The sequence below is a fragment of the Stappia sp. ABD4_338 genome (assembly GCF_056312175.1).
In genome coordinates this window covers 3,947,045-3,966,851 of the sequence record NZ_CM149982.1, presented here as the reverse complement: position 1 = coordinate 3,966,851, position 19,807 = coordinate 3,947,045, and the positions used below count along the sequence as shown (strand labels likewise).

General features: G+C 67.3%; 18 protein-coding genes. 7 read left to right on the top strand and 11 right to left on the bottom strand.

The genetic code is table 11. The features are described 5' to 3' along the window. Positions 1–2: 2 nt before the first annotated feature. On the bottom strand, positions 3–1,049 hold the full coding sequence (arsB, locus tag ACYX4S_RS17730; RefSeq protein ID WP_476362888.1) for an ACR3 family arsenite efflux transporter: 1,047 nt from the start codon (positions 1,047–1,049) through the stop codon (positions 3–5). Between the two features lie 77 nt (positions 1,050–1,126). Beyond that, entirely contained in the window at positions 1,127–1,618 is a 492-nt protein-coding gene (locus tag ACYX4S_RS17725) for an arsenate reductase ArsC (protein ID WP_476361157.1), read from the bottom strand. A 220-nt stretch (positions 1,619–1,838) separates the two neighbouring features. Between ACYX4S_RS17725 and ACYX4S_RS17720 the strand changes: the two genes are divergently transcribed. Continuing rightward, complete coding sequence (locus ACYX4S_RS17720) at positions 1,839–2,756, top strand: EamA family transporter (protein ID WP_476361156.1); 918 nt, start codon at positions 1,839–1,841, stop codon at positions 2,754–2,756. Between the two features lie 73 nt (positions 2,757–2,829). On the opposite strand, the gene ACYX4S_RS17715 is transcribed toward ACYX4S_RS17720, so the two are convergent. Genes ACYX4S_RS17715 through ACYX4S_RS17705 form a run of 3 tightly spaced genes read right to left on the bottom strand, consistent with a single transcriptional unit; the run spans position 2,830 to position 7,132 of the window. Beyond that, positions 2,830–5,247 carry a glycoside hydrolase family 31 protein gene (locus ACYX4S_RS17715; RefSeq protein ID WP_476361155.1) on the bottom strand — a complete coding sequence of 806 codons (2,418 nt, stop codon included), beginning with the start codon at positions 5,245–5,247 and terminating at the stop codon, positions 2,830–2,832. A gap of 33 nt (positions 5,248–5,280) precedes the next feature. Next, complete coding sequence (locus ACYX4S_RS17710) at positions 5,281–6,585, bottom strand: TRAP transporter large permease (RefSeq protein WP_293717434.1); 1,305 nt, start codon at positions 6,583–6,585, stop codon at positions 5,281–5,283. Positions 6,586–6,595: 10 nt separating this feature from the next. Then, a complete protein-coding gene (locus ACYX4S_RS17705) occupies positions 6,596–7,132 on the bottom strand; it encodes a TRAP transporter small permease (RefSeq protein ID WP_293717435.1) in 537 nt (178 codons plus the stop codon). A gap of 396 nt (positions 7,133–7,528) precedes the next feature. On the opposite strand from ACYX4S_RS17705, the gene ACYX4S_RS17700 reads away from it, so the two are divergent. From ACYX4S_RS17700 to ACYX4S_RS17680, 5 genes are all read left to right on the top strand, one after another. Beyond that, positions 7,529–8,512, top strand: coding sequence for a TRAP transporter substrate-binding protein (locus ACYX4S_RS17700; RefSeq protein ID WP_293717437.1), 984 nt, complete (start codon positions 7,529–7,531; stop codon positions 8,510–8,512). 205 nt (positions 8,513–8,717) lie between these two features. Continuing rightward, positions 8,718–10,559: a glycoside hydrolase family 2 protein gene (locus ACYX4S_RS17695; RefSeq protein ID WP_476361154.1), complete on the top strand. Its 1,842-nt coding sequence runs from the start codon at positions 8,718–8,720 to the stop codon at positions 10,557–10,559. Further along, positions 10,556–11,305 (top strand): FCD domain-containing protein, encoded by a 750-nt coding sequence (locus ACYX4S_RS17690; protein WP_293717441.1) that lies wholly within the window; start codon positions 10,556–10,558, stop codon positions 11,303–11,305. Before ACYX4S_RS17695 ends, ACYX4S_RS17690 begins: the two co-directional genes overlap by 4 nt. Before the next feature lie 67 nt (positions 11,306–11,372). Then, complete coding sequence (gene uxuA / locus ACYX4S_RS17685; RefSeq protein ID WP_476361153.1) at positions 11,373–12,533, top strand: mannonate dehydratase; 1,161 nt, start codon at positions 11,373–11,375, stop codon at positions 12,531–12,533. 76 nt (positions 12,534–12,609) lie between these two features. Next, entirely contained in the window at positions 12,610–13,449 is an 840-nt protein-coding gene (locus ACYX4S_RS17680) for a 4'-phosphopantetheinyl transferase family protein (protein WP_476361152.1), read from the top strand. Positions 13,450–13,475: 26 nt separating this feature from the next. Here ACYX4S_RS17680 and ACYX4S_RS17675 read toward each other — a convergent pair whose 3' ends face one another. The 6 genes from ACYX4S_RS17675 to hmgA all read right to left on the bottom strand — a co-directional run bounded on the left by ACYX4S_RS17675 (position 13,476) and on the right by hmgA (position 19,124). Beyond that, positions 13,476–14,030, bottom strand: a complete 555-nt coding sequence (locus ACYX4S_RS17675; RefSeq protein ID WP_293717682.1) for a VOC family protein — start codon at positions 14,028–14,030, stop codon at positions 13,476–13,478. Positions 14,031–14,157: 127 nt separating this feature from the next. Beyond that, positions 14,158–14,376, bottom strand: coding sequence for a DUF2783 domain-containing protein (locus ACYX4S_RS17670; RefSeq protein WP_476361151.1), 219 nt, complete (start codon positions 14,374–14,376; stop codon positions 14,158–14,160). Between the two features lie 17 nt (positions 14,377–14,393). Continuing rightward, positions 14,394–16,031 carry an FAD-dependent oxidoreductase gene (locus ACYX4S_RS17665; RefSeq protein WP_476361150.1) on the bottom strand — a complete coding sequence of 546 codons (1,638 nt, stop codon included), beginning with the start codon at positions 16,029–16,031 and terminating at the stop codon, positions 14,394–14,396. Between the two features lie 96 nt (positions 16,032–16,127). Next, on the bottom strand, positions 16,128–16,646 hold the full coding sequence (locus ACYX4S_RS17660; protein ID WP_476361149.1) for a hypothetical protein: 519 nt from the start codon (positions 16,644–16,646) through the stop codon (positions 16,128–16,130). A 137-nt stretch (positions 16,647–16,783) separates the two neighbouring features. Further along, positions 16,784–17,800, bottom strand: coding sequence for a fumarylacetoacetate hydrolase family protein (locus tag ACYX4S_RS17655; protein WP_476361148.1), 1,017 nt, complete (start codon positions 17,798–17,800; stop codon positions 16,784–16,786). Between the two features lie 10 nt (positions 17,801–17,810). After that, a complete protein-coding gene (hmgA, locus tag ACYX4S_RS17650) occupies positions 17,811–19,124 on the bottom strand; it encodes a homogentisate 1,2-dioxygenase (protein ID WP_422070090.1) in 1,314 nt (437 codons plus the stop codon). 123 nt (positions 19,125–19,247) lie between these two features. On the opposite strand from hmgA, the gene ACYX4S_RS17645 reads away from it, so the two are divergent. Next, positions 19,248–19,802 (top strand): MarR family winged helix-turn-helix transcriptional regulator, encoded by a 555-nt coding sequence (locus ACYX4S_RS17645; RefSeq protein WP_422070089.1) that lies wholly within the window; start codon positions 19,248–19,250, stop codon positions 19,800–19,802. Positions 19,803–19,807 lie beyond the last annotated feature (5 nt).

The window sequence follows — 19,807 nt, the reverse complement described above, 5'->3', positions numbered from 1 at the left end:
GCTCAGCCGGCGTTGCGGGCGGAAACGGCGGGATTGCGCTCGTACCAGCCGCGCGAACGGTTCACCACGGCGACGAGGGCGAGCATCACCGGGACCTCGATGAGCACGCCGACGACGGTGGCGAGCGCCGCGCCCGAGTTGATGCCGAACAGACTGATGGCGGTCGCCACGGCGAGTTCGAAGAAATTGCTGGCGCCGATGAGGGCGGAGGGGCCCGCGATGCAGTGCTCCTCGCCGATCGTCCGGTTGAGGACATAGGCGAAGGCGAAGATGAAGACCGTCTGCAGGAAGATCGGCACCGCGATCAGGCCGATCACCGAGGGCTGCGCGAGGATCTGTCCGCCCTGGAAGGCGAAGAGCAGCACGACGGTGAGCAGCAGGGCGGCGATGGAGAACGGCTGCACAGCGTGGGTGAAATCGGCAAGGCGCGACCCGTCGCCACCGCCCAGCGCCGAGCGCAGCACCTGCGCCACGATCACCGGAACGACGATGAACAGCGCCACGGAGATCAGCAGCGTTTCCCAGGGCACGACGATGGAGGAAACGCCGAGAAGCAGCGCCACGATGGGCGCGAAGGCGATGACCATGATCGCGTCGTTGAGGGCCACCTGGCTGAGCGTGAAGGCGGGGTCGCCGCGCGTCAGGTTGCTCCAGACGAAGACCATGGCCGTGCAGGGTGCGGCGCCGAGCAGGATCAGGCCGGCGATGTAGCTCTCGATCTGGGCCTCGGGCAGCAGCGGGCGAAACAGCCAGCCGAGCGTCAGCCAGCCGAAGATGACCATGGAGAACGGCTTGATCGCCCAGTTGGCGAGCAGGGTGACACCGATGCCGCGCCAGTGGCGGCCCACCTGGAGCATCGCGGTGAAGTCGATCTTCATGAGCATGGGAACGATCATGAGCCAGATCAGGACGGCCACGGGGATGTTGACGCTGGCGACCTCCATGCCGGAGAGCGCGGCGAAGGCACCGGGAAAGGCCTTGCCGAGCAGGATGCCGACGATGATGCAGCCGGTGACCCAGGCGGTCAGCCACTTCTCGAAGAAGCTTATTCCGGGCGCGGGGGATGTGGTCGTATCGCTCATGACTGTCGCGGGCTCTTGTTCGGGAGGAGATGGGGAGGACGGCCTCACGCCTTGCCGATCTCGTCGAGCCGACGCGAAAGCGACAGGCTGTCGAGGGAGGCGATGGGCAGGTTCACGAAGATGGAAATGCGGGTGGACAGCATCCGGTAGGCGTCGGCGAAGGCGAAACGGCGCTCGGCGTCATTGCCGGTGGCGGCGGCCGGATCCGGAACGCCCCAGTGGGCGGTCATGGGCTGGCCGGGCCACACGGGGCACGATTCCGAGGCGGCCTGGTCGCAGACCGTGAAGACGAAGTCCATCCGGGGGGCGTCGGCTGTCGCGAATTCCTCCCAGCTCTTGGAGCGGGCGAAGGCCGTGTCATGTCCCTCGCGGGCAAGGAGGTCGAGGGCGAAGGGGTGCACCTCGCCCTTCGGCTGCGAGCCGGCGGAAAACGCGCGGAACCGTCCTCCTCCCTCCCGCGTCAGGATGGCCTCGGCCATGATCGAGCGGGCGGAGTTGCCCGTGCACAGGAAGAGAACGTTGTGGACCTGGGACATTTCGGCCTCCGATCGCGGCGGGCGGATCGCCGGTGGCGCTGCATTTAATCGATATATCGAGAATATTGGATATATAGCGGTGGCGCAAGAGCCGATTGGGACAATGGCGCCGGCGAGCGAAGTCCATATGTCTTGACGTCAAGATTTATCTCATTATCTTGAGATCAAGATAAAATGCGCGGGCCTCTCCTTAGGGCACCGCGCCAGTGGAGACGTGCCGATGAACCGGACCAAAGACATTGCCCTGACGGCGCTCGCGCCGGCGATCTGGGGCAGTTCCTACTATGTGGCGACGACCTTCCTGCCGGGCTGGCACCCGTTGCTCGTCGCCTTCCTGCGCGCGCTGCCCGCAGGCCTGCTGCTGCTGCTTCTCGTTCGCCAGATGCCTCGGGGGATCTGGTGGTCCAGGGTGTTCCTGCTGGGCGCGCTCAACTTCTCGGTCTTCTGGGCGTTTCTGTTCGTCGCCGCCTACCGGCTGCCCGGTGGCGTGGCGGCAACGGTCGGTGCCGTTCAGCCGCTTCTCGTGCTGATGCTCTCGCGGCCTCTTCTGGGCACGCGCGTCGCGCCGCTCGCCTTCCTGGCCGCACTTGCGGGCATTGGCGGCGTCGCGATGCTCATCCTGACGCCCGGCGCGTCGCTCGACCCGCTCGGCCTTGCCGCGGGTCTTGGCGGTGCGGCCTCCATGGCGCTGGGCACCGTGCTCTCGCGCCGCTGGCAGCCGCCGGCGGGGCCGCTGACCTTCACCGCCTGGCAGCTTGTTGCCGGCGGCGTGCTGCTTCTGCCCGCCGCGTTGGCGTTCGCCCCGCTTCCCGAGGCGGTGACCGCCGCGAACCTTGCGGGCCTTGCCTATCTCGGACTTATCGGGGCGGCCTTCACCTATCTGGTGTGGTTTCGCGGCCTGGCCCGGCTTGAACCGGCCATCGTTTCGCCGCTCGGCTTTCTCAGTCCCGTGACGGCGGTCGCGCTCGGGCTGCTGCTGGCGGGCGAGACCCTGACGGGCCTGCAGGTGGCGGGTATCGCGGTGATCTTCGCGAGCATCATTGCCGGGCAGCGCGCGCAGGCCCGTCGCGCGGGTGTTCCCGTGGCTGCGCCCTCGTCCTCGCCCTCTTCCGCGTCTGCATCCGTTCGCGCGGGGTGAGGCGCGTTTGACACGAAAACGCCCGCCCGTTCGAAAAGGGGCGGGCGTCCTGTCGTTCTCCGGAAGGGACCCCTCAGGCCTCGTGCGGAATGTGAACCGGGGCGTCGGTGTCAACGGTTTCGCCATTGACCACGAGCGAGCGGGTCTCGCCGGCGGGCAGGACGACGCGGGCCGTGTCGAACGCCGGCCGGTAACCGCCCTTGCGCGTGAGCGCCAGTCGCACGACATCCGCGTCGCCGGAAAGCACTGCCCGCGTCAGAGCATGGTTGCCCGCAAGCGCGTCGGCGGCGAAACCGTCATCCGCATATTCGAGACTTTCGTGGGCATCGCCCTGGTCCAGCGCCGCCGGAACCGGGAAGACGAGCCACGTACGCGTCCCGTCCCGTGCGGCATCGGCGCGCGAAAGACCCTCGGCGAGCGGGATCGCCGCGCCGGCCCGCACGAAGAGCGGCATGGAGGCGAGATCCACGTCCAGGGTGAGCTCGCTCCCGCCGGGATGGTGGATGCCGGTATGAAAGTCCCACCAGCCCGTGCCGTTGTCGGGCAGGTGGAGTGAGCGGGTGCGGGCGCCCTCGTCCACGACGCTCGCGACCAGAAGATCGCGGCCGATGAGGAACTCGTCGCACTCAACATGGGTCGCCGGGTCGTGGTCATGGTCGAGAAAGGTCGGCCGGAGCATGGGCTCGGCCTCGACCACCGCCTTGTAGAGCACGGTGTAGAGATAGGGCAGCAGCCGGTAGCGCAGGCGGATGGCCTCGCGCACCAGCGGCGTGACCTCCGGATACATCCAGGGCTCGTTGACCGTACGGTCGTCGTTCCACGAGTGGATTGTGAAGCGCGGGTGGAAGATGCCGTTCTGCACCCAGCGCACGAACAGCTCCGGACCGGGCTTGGGCCCGGCGAACCCACCGACATCGTGGCCGATGTTGTAGAGACCGGACAGCGACATGCCGAGGCCCATGCGGATGTTGTAGCGCAAGCTGTCCCAACTGGTGCGGTTGTCGCCCGACCAGGTCTGCGCGTAGCGCTGCAGGCCCGGCGCGCCGGAGCGCGAAATCAGATAGGGACGCCGGTCCGGGGCATGGGCAAGCTGCGCGTCGCGGCTCGCGCGCGTCATCAGCACCGGCATGAGCGGGCGGATGAGCCCGATCTCGATGTCCCGGCCGAACCCGTTGCAGCGCGCCGAGGCGTCCCAGACCTCGTACTCGTTGTTGTCGTTCCAGGTCGAGCCGATGCCGTTCTCGAGCAGCTTGGAGGTGACGTTCCCCTTCCACCAGTCGACGGTCGCCGGGTTGGTGAAATCGAGGTGCGAGCCTTCGTCGTCCCAGAAGGAGGAGCGTTCGGGTGTGTCGCTCTCGCTGTCGCGAACGAAGAGACCGGCCGCCTGCGCTTCGCCGTAGCGGGGATGATCCTGCAGCAGGCACGGCTTGATGTTGGCCGCCAGATGCAGGCCGGCCTCGGCGAAGACCGCCGACATGGCCTTGGGGTCCGGCACCTTGTCGTGGTTCCAGTTGAACACGTAGCGCTTGGGGCCGATGGACGTGTAGCCGGACGAGAGCTGGAAGCTGTCGCAGGGAATGTCGTGCTCGGCGACGAGGAGCACGAATCCCTCGAGCCGGGCCTGTGCGTCCGGCGCGTCGGTGTAATGCATGGTGGAGCCGGAGTAGCCCAGGCTCCACAGCGGCGGAAACGCCGTGCCGCCGGTCAGCCGCGTGTGCCCCTTTACCAGCCCCAGAAGGTCCGGCGACCAGCTCATGTAGTAGTCGAGGTCGCCGTCCGTCGCGCGGTAGGCGCGATAGGGCTTGTGGTAGTTGTCGAGCTCGTTGCCGAGATCGAACCAGCAGCTCGCCAGATTGTCGTAGAACAGGCCGTAGGCACCGGCATCCGGGGTCACCGTGAAGGTGACGGGCACATGTTTGTAGAGCGGGTCCGTGGAGCGGGCGTCATAGCCCATGGCGTCGAGATTGCGCATCTCGTAACGCCGGCCCGAGCGCTCCAGGTCGCCCGATTTCTCGCCGAGCCCGTAGACCCGCTCGCCCGGATGGCGCAGCAGGAAATGGCCGTGGGCGTTGTCGTTCACGCCCAGCATGACCGCGCCGGTGGGGCGCTCGCTGGCGAAGGTGGCGAAGCTGCCGTCCGCCTGGCGCGCCGACCATGTGAAGGTGAGCGGCTGCGCGATCGTCAGGCGCAGCGTGGCGGTTTCCAGCGTCAGGCTGCCGTCCTCGCCCTCGACGAGGGTGAAGGCGGGGCAGGAAAAGCCGGAGAGGTCCGTGCGCGGGCGCCCCTCGAAGGGAACGTCGTCCCCGCCCCGGTCGAGAGCGGGCGCGACCGACCAGGTGCGGTCCAGCCGCAGCTCGCCGTTTCGCGCCAGCAGAACCCGCCACAGCGCGTCTTCCAGCACCAGCACCTGCATCCGGTGCCGACCGTCCACGAGAAGCTCGATGCCGGCGTCGAGCCGGGCCGTGAGCGTGAAGGATTTGAGCGTTTTCATAGAACCTGTCCGGATTGCGGTGTGCGGCCCGGCTCAGTAGCCGAGCAGGAGACGCGGCAGCGTGAGCGAGATTTCCGGCACATAGGTGACCAGAAGCAGCAGCGCCGCGAGCACCGCATAGAAGGGCATGAGAGGCTTGAGCACCTGGCCGATGGAGACCTTCGCCACCGAACAGCCGACGAAGAGCGCCGAGCCCACCGGCGGCGTGCAGATGCCGATGCACAGGTTGAAGGTCATCACGACGCCGAAATGCACCGGATCCATGCCGAGATCCTTCACCACGGGAAGGAAGATCGGCGTGAAGATCAGCAATGCGGGGGTCATGTCCATGAAGGTGCCGACGACAAGCAGCGCGATGTTGATGACCAGCAGCAGGACGAGCGGATTCTCGGAGATGGCCAGCAGCGCGTCGGAGACGGTGTAGGGGATGTCGGCGAAGGCCATCACCTTGGACATGGCGATGGAACAGCCGATCATCAGCAGCACGATCGAGGTGGTGACGGCGGATTCAAGGATGATGCCGGGAAGGTCGCGCACGCCGATCTCGCGATAGACGACGAGTGCCAGGAACAGCGTGTAGACCACGGCGGCGGCGGACGCCTCGGTCGCGGTGAAGATGCCGCCGATGATGCCGCCCATGACGATGACGATCAGCCCGAGCGGCAGGATGGCATCCGCCGTGCGCTGGGCCACCTCGCGCATGGAGGGGCGCGGGGCGACGGGGTAGCCGCGTTTCTTGGCGATGATGCCGGCCACCGTCATCAGCCCGAGACCCATCAGGATGCCGGGCACGTAACCGGCCACGAACAGGGCGGCGATCGAGGTGCCGTTGGTGATGAGCGAATAGACGATGAAGGTGGTCGACGGCGGAATGAGAAGGCCGGTGGGGCAGGAGGCGATGTTGACGGCGGCCGAATAGGCCGGGTCGTAGCCTTCCTTCTTCTGCAGCGGCGACATGACGCCGCCCACGGCCGCCGCCGAGGCGACGGCCGATCCGGAAATCGAGCCGAACATCATGTTCGCCAGCACGTTGCAGTGGGCGAGCGCGCCGGGCAGGCGGCCGCCGAGCACCTTGGCGAACTCGATGAGCCGCAGCGCGATGCCGCCGCGGTTCATGATGTTGCCGGCAAGGATGAAGAAGGGGATGGCCAGCAGCGTGAAGCTGTCGAGGCCGGAGGCCATCTGCTGTGCGGTGATGTAGACCGACTGGTCGAACGTCATGAACAGCAGGAAGGTGCAAACGGTCGCGATGCCGATGGCGAAGGCGATCGGCACGCCGATCACCATGAGGAAGGCGAAGACGCCGAAAAGGGTCAGGGCGCTCTGCAATTCATCCATGTCGGGGTCCTCAGTCGCGCGAAGCGTCGGTCGCTATTCCGCCGGCGGGCTCCTCGTCGGGGCCCTGGTGGAACGTTTCGCCGCGCGCCAGCGCGACCAGGAAATACAGGCAGTAGAAGACGATCATGGCGCCGGCAAAGGGGATCGCGCCGTAGACCCAGCCCATGGGCAGCCGCAGCGCCGGAGACAACTGGCCGGTGGAGAGCGTGCGCGTCATCAGGTCGGCGCCGCCGTAGATCATGACGACCAGTGCGAAGCCCATGATGAGCAGCATGACGAGCATGTCGAGGTAGCGCGCGCGCTCGGGACCGAGCATCAGCGGCAGGGCGTCGATGGCCAGGTGCCGGCGCTGCCCGAGCGTGTAGGCGGCGCCCACGAGGCCGGTCCACATGAACAGGAACCGGGCCAGTTCGTCGGTCACGGTGCTGGGCGTGCCAAGCACGTAGCGCGACACCACCTGCCAGACCACACAGGCCACGAGCACCGCGAAGACGAGCGAGATAAGCCAGCCGAGCGTCCTGTCGACGCGGGCCTTCAGTCCCACCATGGCGGGGCCTCCATCTGCTGCGGGTCCGCCGGCGGGATCGGCCGGGGCCACGCATTTCCTCCCCATCCGGCAGGTCTCACGACCGCCGGGTTCTCATGTCTTGTTGGCTTCACATTGCCCATTCGACAAAATTGGTCAACCAATTTCCAAAACTGGTTGACATGTCGTCCGGCGTGGCCATCCTTTGCTACGGGTCCGGCGGGTCGATCTCCGTCCGGGCGCGTTTTCACTCCGCGCCGCGCGTCGTTCCTGGCCGTGGCGGGATCAAGAAACCGGTCATCTCGGCACGCTGTCCCGGTCCTCCGGCCGCGGGCGGGGCCGCCGGGAGGCAGGACCCGGCGTGGGGAGGCCCCTCCGGGAACCAACTGGCCGGACCAATTTCGGGAGGTATTCCACATGCGCATGTCCCGTGGCATCGCTGCGCTTGCCGGCGCGGCTCTCATTGCTGCCCTCGCCTCGACCGCCGAGGCCCGCACGCTCAAGCTGAACCACAACAACCCCGAGGACCATCCGCTTCACAAGTCGCTGGAGTTCATGGCCGATCGCGTCAACGAACTGACCGACGGCGACCTCAAGGTCCGCGTCTACGCCAACGCCCAGCTCGGCAACCAGCGCGAGTCCATGGAGCTGATGCAGAACGGCTCGCTCGACATGGCCCGCTCCAACGCCAGCGAGCTCGAGGCGTTCGAGGAGTCCTACGCGGCGCTCAACCTGCCTTTCATCTTCGCCAACGAGGACCACTACTACAAGGTCCTGTCCGGTGAGATCGGCGACGACATCCTCGCCTCCTCGCGCGACAAGGGCTTCATCGGCGTGGCCTTCTACGTCGAGGGCGCGCGCTCCTTCTATGCCAACAAGGAGATCAACTCGCCGGCCGATCTCGAGGGCATGAAGATCCGCGTCCAGCCGAGCCCGTCGGCGATCCGCATGGTCGAACTGCTCGGCGGCAGCCCGACGCCGATCGCCTGGGGCGAGCTTTACAGCGCGCTTCAGCAGGGCGTGGTCGACGGCGCGGAAAACAACCCGCTCGCCCTCACCTCCGCCCGTCACGGTGAAGTTGCCAAGGTCTATTCCAACGACGAACACACGATGATCCCGTCGGTGGTGATGATCTCCACCCAGACCTGGGATTCGCTGTCCGAGGAAGAACGGAAGGCCCTCAAGGAGGCCGCCCGCGAGTCCATGGACTTCCACCGCGACAACTGGAACAAGCAGGTTGCCGAGGGCATCGAGCAGGCCAAGAACGAGCTCGGCGTGAAGTTCATCGAGGTCGACAAGGCGCCGTTCGTCGAGAAGGTCCTGCCGATGCACGAGGAAGCCGCCAAGGCCTCGCCGCGCGTCGCCGACCTGATCGAGCGCATCAAGGCGGCGGCCGAGTAAGGCCGCGCCGAACCCGATCCCCGAAAGGGACAGGGTCCTCCCGGGACCGGACGGCCCGAGGCGCTTGCGCCCGCCGTCCACCCGCATCCGGCCGCGGCGTCACGCCGCGGCCGGTTTCCCGGACACCGCGCCGAGACGCTGAAGGGTCGGCGTCGTCGCGTCGCATCGTGCCGTTTTCCTCGATACAAACACCGGAGACCTTGCCGTGCTCGAACGCTCTCCCCTTGCCGAGAACGCGCTGCAGTGCCTGCATGACGAGGACTACGGGCGGCCCTACGACACCCGCACGCTGAACAGCTCCACCATGATCTTCACCGGTGGCCGAAGCGGGATCAGCCTCGACGGCGACTGGAACTTCTGCGTCGACCTGCTCGACACCGGACTGCGCCAGAAGTGGTTCGCCATGGAACCCATGGCCGCGGAAGAACGCGCCGAGCCCTGGGACTACGATCCTTACGAGGGAGAGACCGTCCCGGTGCCCTCCTGCTGGCAGATGCTGAAGGAGAAGTGGTACTTCTTCGAGGGCTCCGCCTGGTACACCCGCCCGCTCGACGTCGGCACGCCGCAGGACGGCAAGCGCCGCTTCCTGCGCGTCGGTGCCGCCCAGTACGATTGCAAGGTCTTCCTGAACGGTGTGTTCCTGGGCAATCACGTCGGCGGGTCCACGCCCTTCTTCTGCGAATTGACCGACCACCTGCGCGAGGGCCGCAACTGGCTCATGCTGATGGTCAACAACGCGCGCACGCTCGATCGCGTGCCCATGCGCAACACCGACTGGTTCAACTACGGCGGCGTCTACCGCGAGGTGGCGCTCTACGAGACGCCGAAGACGGTGATCCGCGACCTCTTCGTTCATCTGGTGCCCGACGGCAGCGACAGCCGCATCCGCGCCGAGGTCGAGGTGGAGGGCGCGACGAGCGCGCGTCTTGAGATCGCCGGCCTCGGCATCGCCTGCGATATTCCCCTCGACGTCGGGGGGCGGGGCGAGGTCACGCTGGAGGCAGCCCCCGAACTGTGGTCGCCGGAAAATCCGAAGCTCTACGACGTGCGGCTTTCCGCGGGCGGGGACAGTGTCAGCGATCGCGTCGGCTTCCGCCGCATCGAGCGGGTCGGCGACGAGATCAGGCTCAACGGCAAGGCGCTGTTCCTGCGCGGCATTTCCGTGCACGAGGATGACGCGGTCCACGGCAAGGTCACCAGCGAGGAGGACCTGCGCCGGCGCTTCGCCCACGCCCGCGAGCTCAATTGCAACTACCTGCGGCTTGCGCATTATCCCCACCATGAGCGCGCCGCCGAGATCGCCGACGAGATGGGCTTCCTGCTGTGGGAGGAGATCCCGGTCTACTGGGCGATCGCCTTCGACGATCCCGCCACCTACGAGGACGCACGCAACCAGCTTTGCGAGCTGGTGAAGCGCGACCGCAACCGCGCCAGCGTCATTATCTGGTCGGTGGGCAACGAAAACCCGGACACGGATGCGCGGCTGGCCTTCATGAAGGGGCTCGCGGACACCGCGAAGGCGCTCGACCCGACCCGCCTCACCTCCGCCGCCTGCCTGGTCAATCACGCGCGCAACCGCATCGAGGACCGGCTGGCCGAGCACATCGACGTCATCGGCATCAACGAGTATTACGGCTGGTACGAGGAGAACTTCGAGGACCTCGTCGCCATCGGCGCCAATTCCAACCCCGGCAAGCCGGTGGTGATCTCCGAGACCGGCGCGGACGGCGCCATCGGCGAGGGCGCGCCCAGGCGGGGCCTGTTCAGCGAAGCCTATATGACCGAGGTCTACGAGAAGCAGATCGCCACGCTGCGCCCGCTCGACTACGTCAAGGGCATGTCGCCCTGGATCCTGTATGACTTTCGTGTCGAACGCCGGCAAAATATATTCCAGCGTGGATACAACAAGAAGGGCCTGATCGCGGCCGACAAGGCGACGCGGAAGAAGCCTTTCGACGTGCTTGCCGCCTATTACGCCGAGCGTCGCGAGGACGATGCGGTGCGTGACGCGCAGGCCGCGGATGTAGCGCGGGAGGAAACCGCATGAGCGATACACCGGCCAGGCGCCGCTACGAGGAGGTGGCGGACGCCCTGAGGGACGATCTGGCCTCCGGCGCCTATGGCGTTGGCGACCGGCTGAAGACGGAGCGCCAGATCTCCGAGGAGATGGGCGTCAGCCGCTCGCTGGTGCGCGAGGCGGTCATCATGCTGGAGATCGAGGGGCTCGTGGACGTGCGCAAGGGCTCGGGCATCTATGTCGCCCGTCTGCCCTCCGGCGAGGCCCAGGCCGCGCGCGCGGACATCGGTCCTTTCGAACTGCTGCAGGCGCGGCAGGTGCTGGAAAGCTCGATCGCCGCCTTCGCCGCCACCATGGTGACCAAGGCCGACATCCTGCGCATGCGCGAGGCGCTGGAAATGGAGCGCCGCGCCATCGAGGAGAACACGGGCGATTATTCCGGCGACGAACTGTTCCATCACCTCATCGCCGAGGCGACGCAGAACGGCGTGCTCGTCGATATGATCGACGAACTGTGGCGCAAGCGCGAGCAGAGCCCCATGTGGGCCAGGCTTCACGCGCGCATCTTCGACGGCGGTTACCGCAAGAAGTGGCTCGAGGATCACGGCCGTATCCTCGCCGCCCTGCAGACCCGCGATCCCGCCGGCGCGCGGCAGGCCATGTGGCAGCACCTTGAAAACGTGCGCCGCACCCTGCTCGACCTGTCCGACGTGGATGACCCGCATTTCGACGGCTACCTGTTCGACAGCGGTCCGGTCGTGGCGGCCGGGTCCTGAGCGGCACCTTTCCCGGCCGGTCCCGCTGAGCGGACGGCCTTTTCGACAAGACATGGAACACTGAACGATGTTGCACACTTGGCGCTGGTTCGGACCCGCCGACCCGGTTTCCCTGAGCGACGTGCGCCAGGCAGGCGCGAGCGGCGTGGTCTCCGCCCTGCACGATCTTGCGAACGGCGTCGTGTGGACGCCCGAGCGCATCGCGCTTCGCAAGGCCGAGATCGAGGCCGCCGGCCTCACCTGGTCCGTGGTCGAGAGCATTCCCGTGCACGAGGACATCAAGACCGGTGCTCCGGGTTGGGAGGCCCAAGCGGACGCCTGGGCCGAAAGCCTCGCAAATCTCGCCCGCGCCGGCATCACCACCATCTGCTACAACTTCATGCCGGTGCTGGACTGGACGCGCACGGATCTTGCGCACGAGCTTGAAGACGGAGCGCGCTGCCTGCGTTTCGACCAGACGGCACTGGCCGCCTTCGACCTGTTCATCCTGGAGCGCGAGGGGGCGGACGCGGACTATACGGCGGAGCGCCGGGAAGCCGCGAAGCGCTATCATGACGCCCTGTCGGCAGATGCGCGCCAGCGCCTTTGCGACAATGTCATCGCCGGCCTGCCGGGCTCCGAGGAAAGCTATTCGATCGAGGCGTTCCGCGCCCGCCTCGCCGCCTATGACGGGCTGGGCGCCGAAGGGCTGCGCCGCAATCTCGAGGCGTTCCTGAAGCGGGTCGTGCCGGTTGCCGAACGCGAGGGCGCAAGGCTCGCGATCCATCCCGATGATCCGCCCCGCCCGCTCTTCGGCCTGCCCCGCATCGTCTCCACCGCCGCCGACATGGACGCGATCGCGGCCATGGTCGACAGCCCGGCGAACGGCTTCACCTTCTGCACCGGTTCCTACGGCGTGCGCGCCGACAACGATCTCGTTGCCATGTTCCAGGCCCATGCGGAACGGGTCCATTTCGTGCATCTGCGCGCGACGAAGCGCGAGGAGGATCCGGAGAGCTTCCACGAGGCGGCCCATCTCGACGGCGACGTGGACATGGTGGCCATGGTTCGCGCCATCGTCGCGGAGGAGCGCCGCCGCGCGGTCTCGCTGCCCATGCGGCCCGACCACGGTCATCAGATCCTCGACGATCTCCGCAAGGTTTCCACGCCCGGCTATCCGGCGGTCGGACGGCTGCGCGGGCTTGCCGAGTTGCGCGGGATAGAGCGTGCCGTCACCGCGCTGACCTGATCTTCCGTTTCCCCGCAGCCGTTCCCCCGCTACTCTCCGGGTCGGGTGGACACGCGGCGAGGCGACGACGGGTGCGATGACGCAGGATATGATCCTCTGGGTCTGCGAGGACGCCCGGCTCGTGGGAGCCGAGGCGCTCGATCCCCTGCTCGATGCGGGCGAACGCGCGCGCCGGTCCCGGTTCCGCTTCGAGCATCTTGCGCGTCAGTACACGGTCGCGCACGGCCTGTTGCGGCTCGCGCTGACGCGAAAGTGCCCGCACATCGAGCCGGCCGACTGGCGGTTCTCGGCCGGGCCGTACGGCAAGCCGGGCGTTGCTCCCGGGCTTCCCCCGCTGGCCTTTTCTCTCGCCCACACCCGCGGTCTTGTCGCGATCGCCGTCGGCGCGGCGGAAGACGGGCCGCTGGGACTCGATGCGGAGGATGCGGGGCGCAGCGTCGATCTCGCCGTGGCGAACCGCTTCTTCGCCCCCGTCGAGGTGGAGGATCTGTTCCACCTGCCCGATGGCGAGCGCCTGCGCCGGTTCTTCACGCTCTGGTCGCTCAAGGAGAGCTTCCTGAAGGCGACCGGGCTCGGCCTGTCGCTGCCGCTCGACGCCTTCTCCTTCACGTTTCCCGGCGCGGGGCTACTGGCGTTCGCCCGTCACGCCGATCGGGTACCGGAAAGCTGCCGGACAGCACCCGGGGTGGCTGGCCCCGTGGGGCCGGGGCCGCGTGACTACGGTTTCGCGCAGATGCTTCTGGAGGGCACGGAGGCACGTCACGCACTGGCGCTCTGTCTGCCGGTGGATGCGGCCATGCCGGCCTTTCGGCTGGAGGCCGTGGAGGCTGTCCGCCCGCCGCGCGCCGAAAGCGGGAAGTCGCCGGACGTTGCCGCCCGGCGCCTCGAACCCGTCTGGGACTGGCGCACTTCCTGAGACGCGCGCTTGCCCGGTGCCGGCGATCAGGCGTCCGCCGTGTCCTTCTTCAGTTCCTTGGCGTGCAGCCAGGCGGCGTGCTGGGGCGCCCGCTTGGTCTTCGACCATTCCTCGAGCATGTCCCACTTCACCGAGTCGAGCCTGGCGAGCATGTCCTCTTCCTCGGGATCCGGGCAGGCAAGCTCGACCCGGTGGCCGTTGGGATCGAAGAAGTAGATCGAATGGAAGATCGAATGGTCGGTGACACCGAGCACCTCGATGCCGTTGGCCTCGAGCTTTTCCTTGTAGCCGACCAGCGTCTCGCGGTCCTTCACCTTGAAGGCGATGTGCTGGACCCATTCCGGCGTGTTGGGGTCCTTGCCCATCTCCGGCTTGGTGGGAAGCTCGAAGAAGGCGAGAACGTTGCCCTGTCCCGCATCGAGGAAGACGTGCATGTAGGGATCGGGCTCATGGGTCGAGGGCACGCGGTCCTCGGCGATGGCGAGCACGAAGCCCATGTTCAGGTTGTCGACGTACCAGTTCACCGTTTCCTTCGCGTCCTTGCAGCGATAGGCGACGTGGTGGATCCGGTCGATCTTCAGGTTCTGTGCAGCACTCATGTCGGGCTCTCCCGTTTCGTGTCGAAAATGGGAACGCCCCGTCCGCGTTCTGTGCTGGCCGCGCGCGTGGGGCCCCTCAGCCCGTCGCGCGCCGCCGGTCTTGCAGGGGTCAGCCCGTGGGCGTGACCTCTTTCGCCGCGGCAAGGGCCGCGCGGAGGATCTCCCGGTCGCCGACGTGATTGGCCAGCACGAGCACGAGGCGCGCGTTGAGCGCCTCGCTCTCCTCGCGCGAAAGCCCCTCGTGCAGGCCGATGAGCTCGGCGTAGAAACCGTCGGGATCGGGAATGTTGGGCGACAGCGTCAGGCTGTCCGGCGTCTTGTGGCTCATCGTGGGTTCCCTCCTGCTCATTCCGCCCGGTCCGCGCGACCGACCGCGCGCCGGAGCGCACGCTCCACGCAGGCGGTGTCGAACGTGGTCCAGCGGGCCGCGACGTGCTGGTCCGGGCGGATCAGATAGACGCCGGCCCTCGCCTCACCCAGATAACGCCCGGCCAGGGCTCCGGACGGGTCGTCGTCCGCGGCAAGGCTGATGCCCTTCAGCGGAATGCCGTCGATTTCGAGCGTATCCGGCACCTCGATGCCGATGCTGAGCAGGGTGAAGCCGTTGCCGAGCCGGTCGATGAGGAAGCCCCGGGACAGCGGGGCGTCGCTCGCCGGGGCGCCGGGTCTGGTGCGCTCCGGCAGGTCCCGCGTGTCGTCGCCGTTTTCCGGCGTGCCGTTGAGCGGTGAACCGTCGTGGGTCGCCGGCAGCGACAGGCGGCCCGAGTTGACCAGCGGGCGTGCGAAGGCATGTCGCTCGGCGAGTTCCAGCACGGCATCGCGGAAAACCCGGCTGGCGTGGCTTTTGGGCGTGATGAAGTCGGTGGAGCGGGTCGAGTTGAGAATGTTCTCGTCGGCCGCCTGCACGCGCTCGAGGTCGTAGGTGTCGAGCAGGCTCTCGGGGGCCTTGCCGTCGATGACCAGCGCGAGCTTCCAGGCCAGGTTGTCCGTGTCCTGGAACCCGGAGTTGGCCCCGCGCGCGCCGAAGGGCGAGACCTGGTGCGCGGCGTCGCCGGCGAAGATCACGCGCCCGTGGCGGAAGCGTTCCATCCGCCGGCACTGGAAGGTGTAGATCGAGACCCATTCGAGCTCGAACTCGACGTCATCGCCGAGCATGGCCCTGAGTTTCGCGCGCACCCGCTCCGGGTCCTTCTCCGCCTCGCGATCGATGTCCCAGCCGAGCTGGAGATCGATGCGCCACACGTCGTCGGGCTGCTTGTGAAGCAGGGCCGACTGGTCGCGGTTGAACGGCGGATCGAACCAGAACCAGCGCTCGGTGGGAAAGTCCGCCTTCATCACGACGTCGGCAATGAGGAAATTGTCCTCGAACACCCGGCCGCGAAAATCGAGCCCCATCAGGGAGCGCGTCGGCGATCCGGCACCGTCGCAGGCGACCAGCCAGTCCGCTTCGAGCGCATAGGCGCCCTCGGGCGTCTCCACGTCGAGGCGCACGCCCTCCGCAAGCGGCGTCACATTGTTGACCCTGTTGCCGCCGCGCAGCTCGACCAGGCCGGTCTCGTCGGCGAGTTCGAGCAGCCGTTCGACCAGATGCAGTTCCAGGTAATATTGCTGCAGGTTGATGAAGGCGGGGCGCTTGTGCCCCTCCTCCGGCAGAAGGTTGAAGTCGTAGACCTTGCGGTCGCCGAAGAAGACCTTGCCGAGGTTCCACACCACGCCCTTGTCGACCATCTTCTGCCCGCAGCCGAGCCGGTCGAGGATCTCCAGCGGACGCTTGGCGAAGCAGATGGCGCGCGACCCCCAGCTTACCTTGTCGTTTTCATCGAGAACGACGACGGAAACGCCCTGCTGGACGAGGTCGATGGCGGCGGCGAGCCCGACCGGCCCCGCCCCCAGCACGACCACCTTGTGGCGCACGGGCGAGTCCGCGTCCTGGTCGGCCGACCGGCGATAGGGATAAAGCGGTGTCTCGAAGATCTTGGTCATGTGTCCTCCCGAAGGCCGGTCGTCATCGCCGTCCGGCAGCGGGCGCCTCCATCGCCCGCGTCGTCATGTCCTCCGGCAGGTGCCGGAGGCGAATTCTCACTGCTGGCCGGCGATCTCCCGCATCTGCGCGCTCAGCGACAGGCGTTCGCCGTCCATGGTCTGGACGATGTCGTCGATCACGGCCCGGCCGTCCTCCTCCACGACGACGAAGGTCGCCTCGCTGTAGGCCTGATACTCGGGATCGGTGCCGAAACAGGTCATGTTCTGGAACCGGGCGCTGACGAGTGTCGCATCGCCCTCCCGGCCGGATGGGGTCACGCTCAGGTTCTGCAGCGGGCAGCCGTCCTGTGCGTTGACGATCACGTCCCAGTCGAAGGGAGTTCCCGCCTCCCTGGCGAACGGCGTGTCGGAGGCCGCACGATAGAGCGCGACGAAGCCCGCGCTGTAGAGCGTGGCGAGCCTGTCTTGCGAGAAATAGTCCTGGTACTCGCCCGGCTGGTCGGACCAGTTCGCCTCGGCGGCGGCCATGACGGCGCGCACCGGGTCGCCCGCGTCGAGCGCAAGGGCTGGAACGGGCAGCAGAAGCACACCTGCAACAAGCCAAAACGTCTTCATCCGGATCCCCCTCGCAATGAGACCGCTGTCGTCGCGGTCCGGGGCCACGTTTCGTCCGCTCCGCAAGCCTGCACGCGGGGCGCGCGCGTGCGCTCCGGGGCGTGGCGGCGGTGCACCGCGCCCCCGGATGCGGGCCGTCAGCCCTTTTCGTACTTCTCGACGGTCTGCTCGATGGCGCCGAAGATCGAATGACCCTCGCGGTCGAGCATCTCGACGCGAACCGTGTCGCCGAAGCGCATGAAGGGCGTCTTGGGAGCGCCGCTCTCGATGGTCTCGATCATGCGGATCTCGGCGATGCAGGAGTAGCCGACACCGCCCTCGGCGACCGGCTTGCCGGGACCGCCGTCGAGCTTGTTCGACACCGTGCCCGAGCCGACGATGGTGCCCGCCGACAGCGGACGCGTCTTCGCGGCATGGGCGACAAGCGTCGGGAAGTCGAAGGTCATGTCGACGCCGGCTTCCGCGCGGCCGAAGGGCTTGCCGTTCAGGTCGACGTGGAGCGGCAGGGAGACCTTGCCGCCGTCCCACGCGTCGCCCAGTTCCTCCGGCGTCACCGTCACCGGCGAGAAGGCGGAGGACGGCTTGGACTGGAAGAACCCGAAGCCCTTGCCCAGCTCGGCCGGGATCAGGCCGCGCAAGCTGACGTCGTTGACCAGCATGACGAGGCGGATCGCGGCAGCGGCCTCCTCGCGGGTCGCGCCCATCGGCACGTCGCCGGTGATGACGGCGACCTCGCCCTCCATGTCGATGCCATAGGCCTCGTCGGCCATCACGATCGGATCGCGCGGGGCGAGGAAGCTGTCGGAACCGCCCTGGTACATGAGCGGGTCGGTCCAGAAGCTTGCCGGCATCTCCGCGTTGCGGGCCTTGCGCACCAGCTCCACGTGATTGACGTAGGCCGATCCGTCCGCCCACTGGTAGGCACGCGGCAGCGGCGACAGGGCGTCATGCTCATGGAAGCGGAACGAGGGCACCGCGTCGTGCTCGAGGCTTTCGGCGAGCGTGGCGAGCTTCGGCGCCACCTTGTCCCAGGCATCAAGCGCCGCCTGCAGGGTCGGCGCGATGTGTGCCGCGTCGGTGCAGCGGGTCAGCGACCGGTTGACGAGGACGAGCTTGCCGTCCCGGCTGCCGTCGCGAAGGGTTGCGAGTTTCATGTGTGCGCTCTCAGTCCCAGTTGCCTTCGATGGTGCCGTCGAACCGCTTCTTCAGCGGCTCCCAGCAGTCGATGTAGTTGTCCTGCAGGGTTTCGAGCTCCGCCGCGAACCGGGTCAGGTGCTGCGGGAAACGGGTCTCGAACATGAACGCCATCGTGTCGGTCAGCTTCACCGGCTTGAGATCGGCGCGGCTGGCCTTCTCGAAACCGGCCGCGTCCGGACCGTGCGGCAGCATCATGTTGTGCAGGCTCATGCCGCCCGGCACGAAGCCCTCTTCCTTGGCGTCGTACTGGCCGCAGATCAGGCCCATGAATTCGGACATGATGTTGCGATGGTACCACGGCGGACGGAAGGAATGCTCGGCCACCATCCAGCGTTCGGGGAAGATCACGAAGTCGATGTTCGCCGTGCCTTCCTCGCCCGACGGCGCGGTGAGCACGGTGAAGATCGACGGATCTGGATGGTCGAACAGGATCGCCCCAACCGGCGAATAGGTGGTCAGGTCGTACTTGTAGGGTGCGTAGTTGCCGTGCCAGGCCACCACGTCGAGAGGCGAGGCCTGGAGCGTCGTCTCGTGGAACTCGCCGCACCACTTCACGATGAGCCGGCACTCGCCGTCCTTGTCCTCGTACCAGGCCACCGGCGTCTTGAAGTCGCGCGGATTGGCGAGGCAGTTGGCGCCGATCGGACCACGGTCCGGCAGGGTGAACTTGGCGCCGTAGTTCTCGCAGACGTAGCCGCGCGCCTTTCCGTCCGGAAGGCGTACCCGGAAGATCATGCCACGCGGGATCACGCAGATCTCCTTGGGCGACACCTCCATGATGCCGAGCTCGGTGGCGACCTCGAGGCGGCCTTCCTGCGGCACGATCAGAAGCTCGGCGTCGGCGTTGAAGAAGAACTCGTCGACCATGTCGGCGGTCGCCACATAGACGTGGCTGGCCATGCCCACCTGGGTATGCACGTCACCGGCGGTGGTGACGGTGCGCATCCCGGCCAGGAACGTGGTGGGGATCGAGGGATAGGGAACCGGATCCCAGCGCAGCTGGCCGAGCGCGAGCGTGTGCTCCTCCACATGCGGCGCGCTCTTCCACGCGGGAAGCGCGACGCGCTTGTAGCGGCCAGAGTGCTTCACGGACGGGCGGATGCGGTAGAGCCACGAGCGCTCGTTGGTCCCGCGCGGCGCGGTGAAGGGGGAGCCGGAAAGCTGCTCGGCATAGAGGCCGTAAGGCGCGCGCTGGGGCGAATTCTGGCCCTGGGGCAGGGCGCCGGGCAGCGATTCCGTCTCGAAATCGTTGCCGAAGCCCGGCATGTAGGAAAGCGTCATGTCTGATCCCTCCTGATGCAGACGGTTGATAGTTGCATATGTAACTGTTTAGCTTGTAACTATCAACAGGGATTGGCGCGCCCGCCTGCCGACAGGGTGCGGACCGGGCGCGGGAGCATGGCGATGCACCAGAAAGACGAGACGGATCAGGGGGGCTGCGCGGACGACGGGATCGTGGACGGGGCCGAGCGCCTGGTTCTCGAGGCCTTCCTGCCGTACCGGCTGGTGCGCGCGTCGGAACTGGTCAGCCGCCGCTTCGCCGAGGCCTATCGCGCCGCGCATGGCATCACCCGGCAGGAATGGCGCTGCTTTGCCATCCTGGGCGAGGCGGGACAGACCACGGCGACGGAGATCGCGCGCCGCTCGACCATGCACAAGACGAAGGTGAGCCGCGCCGTTGCGGCGCTTCAGGCGCGTGGCTGGCTGTCGCGCAGGGCGGACGAGGCCGACCGGCGCATCGAGCACCTGGAACTCACCGCATCGGGAGAGGCGGTCTACCGCGAGCTTGCCGGGCTTGCCCGCTCCTACCAGAAATCCCTGTGCCGTGAACTCGGACCGGAGGCGCTCCGGGCGCTGGAGGCGGGGCTTTCGGCGGTCGAGGCACGCCTGCTGGACGAGGCCGGCGTCACCGACCTCAGGCGCATCGCGCCCGGCGAGCGCGCGGACGACCTCGACTGAGGTCC

Excerpts from the sequence above, each read along its gene's own strand:
- ACYX4S_RS17690 (WP_293717441.1), top strand. The coding sequence starts at position 10,556 with ATGAGCGATACACCGGCCAGGCGCCGCTACGAGGAGGTGGCGGACGCC.
- ACYX4S_RS17710 (WP_293717434.1), bottom strand. The coding sequence starts at position 6,585 with ATGGATGAATTGCAGAGCGCCCTGACCCTTTTCGGCGTCTTCGCCTTC.
- hmgA (WP_422070090.1), bottom strand. The coding sequence starts at position 19,124 with ATGACGCTTTCCTACATGCCGGGCTTCGGCAACGATTTCGAGACGGAA.
- ACYX4S_RS17720 (WP_476361156.1), top strand. The coding sequence starts at position 1,839 with ATGAACCGGACCAAAGACATTGCCCTGACGGCGCTCGCGCCGGCGATC.
- ACYX4S_RS17670 (WP_476361151.1), bottom strand. The coding sequence starts at position 14,376 with ATGAGCCACAAGACGCCGGACAGCCTGACGCTGTCGCCCAACATTCCC.
- ACYX4S_RS17665 (WP_476361150.1), bottom strand. The coding sequence starts at position 16,031 with ATGACCAAGATCTTCGAGACACCGCTTTATCCCTATCGCCGGTCGGCC.
- ACYX4S_RS17705 (WP_293717435.1), bottom strand. The coding sequence starts at position 7,132 with ATGGTGGGACTGAAGGCCCGCGTCGACAGGACGCTCGGCTGGCTTATC.
- ACYX4S_RS17660 (WP_476361149.1), bottom strand. The coding sequence starts at position 16,646 with ATGAAGACGTTTTGGCTTGTTGCAGGTGTGCTTCTGCTGCCCGTTCCA.
- uxuA (WP_476361153.1), top strand. The coding sequence starts at position 11,373 with ATGTTGCACACTTGGCGCTGGTTCGGACCCGCCGACCCGGTTTCCCTG.
- ACYX4S_RS17700 (WP_293717437.1), top strand. The coding sequence starts at position 7,529 with ATGCGCATGTCCCGTGGCATCGCTGCGCTTGCCGGCGCGGCTCTCATT.
- ACYX4S_RS17680 (WP_476361152.1), top strand. The coding sequence starts at position 12,610 with ATGACGCAGGATATGATCCTCTGGGTCTGCGAGGACGCCCGGCTCGTG.
- ACYX4S_RS17655 (WP_476361148.1), bottom strand. The coding sequence starts at position 17,800 with ATGAAACTCGCAACCCTTCGCGACGGCAGCCGGGACGGCAAGCTCGTC.
- ACYX4S_RS17715 (WP_476361155.1), bottom strand. The coding sequence starts at position 5,247 with ATGAAAACGCTCAAATCCTTCACGCTCACGGCCCGGCTCGACGCCGGC.
- ACYX4S_RS17725 (WP_476361157.1), bottom strand. The coding sequence starts at position 1,618 with ATGTCCCAGGTCCACAACGTTCTCTTCCTGTGCACGGGCAACTCCGCC.
- ACYX4S_RS17645 (WP_422070089.1), top strand. The coding sequence starts at position 19,248 with ATGCACCAGAAAGACGAGACGGATCAGGGGGGCTGCGCGGACGACGGG.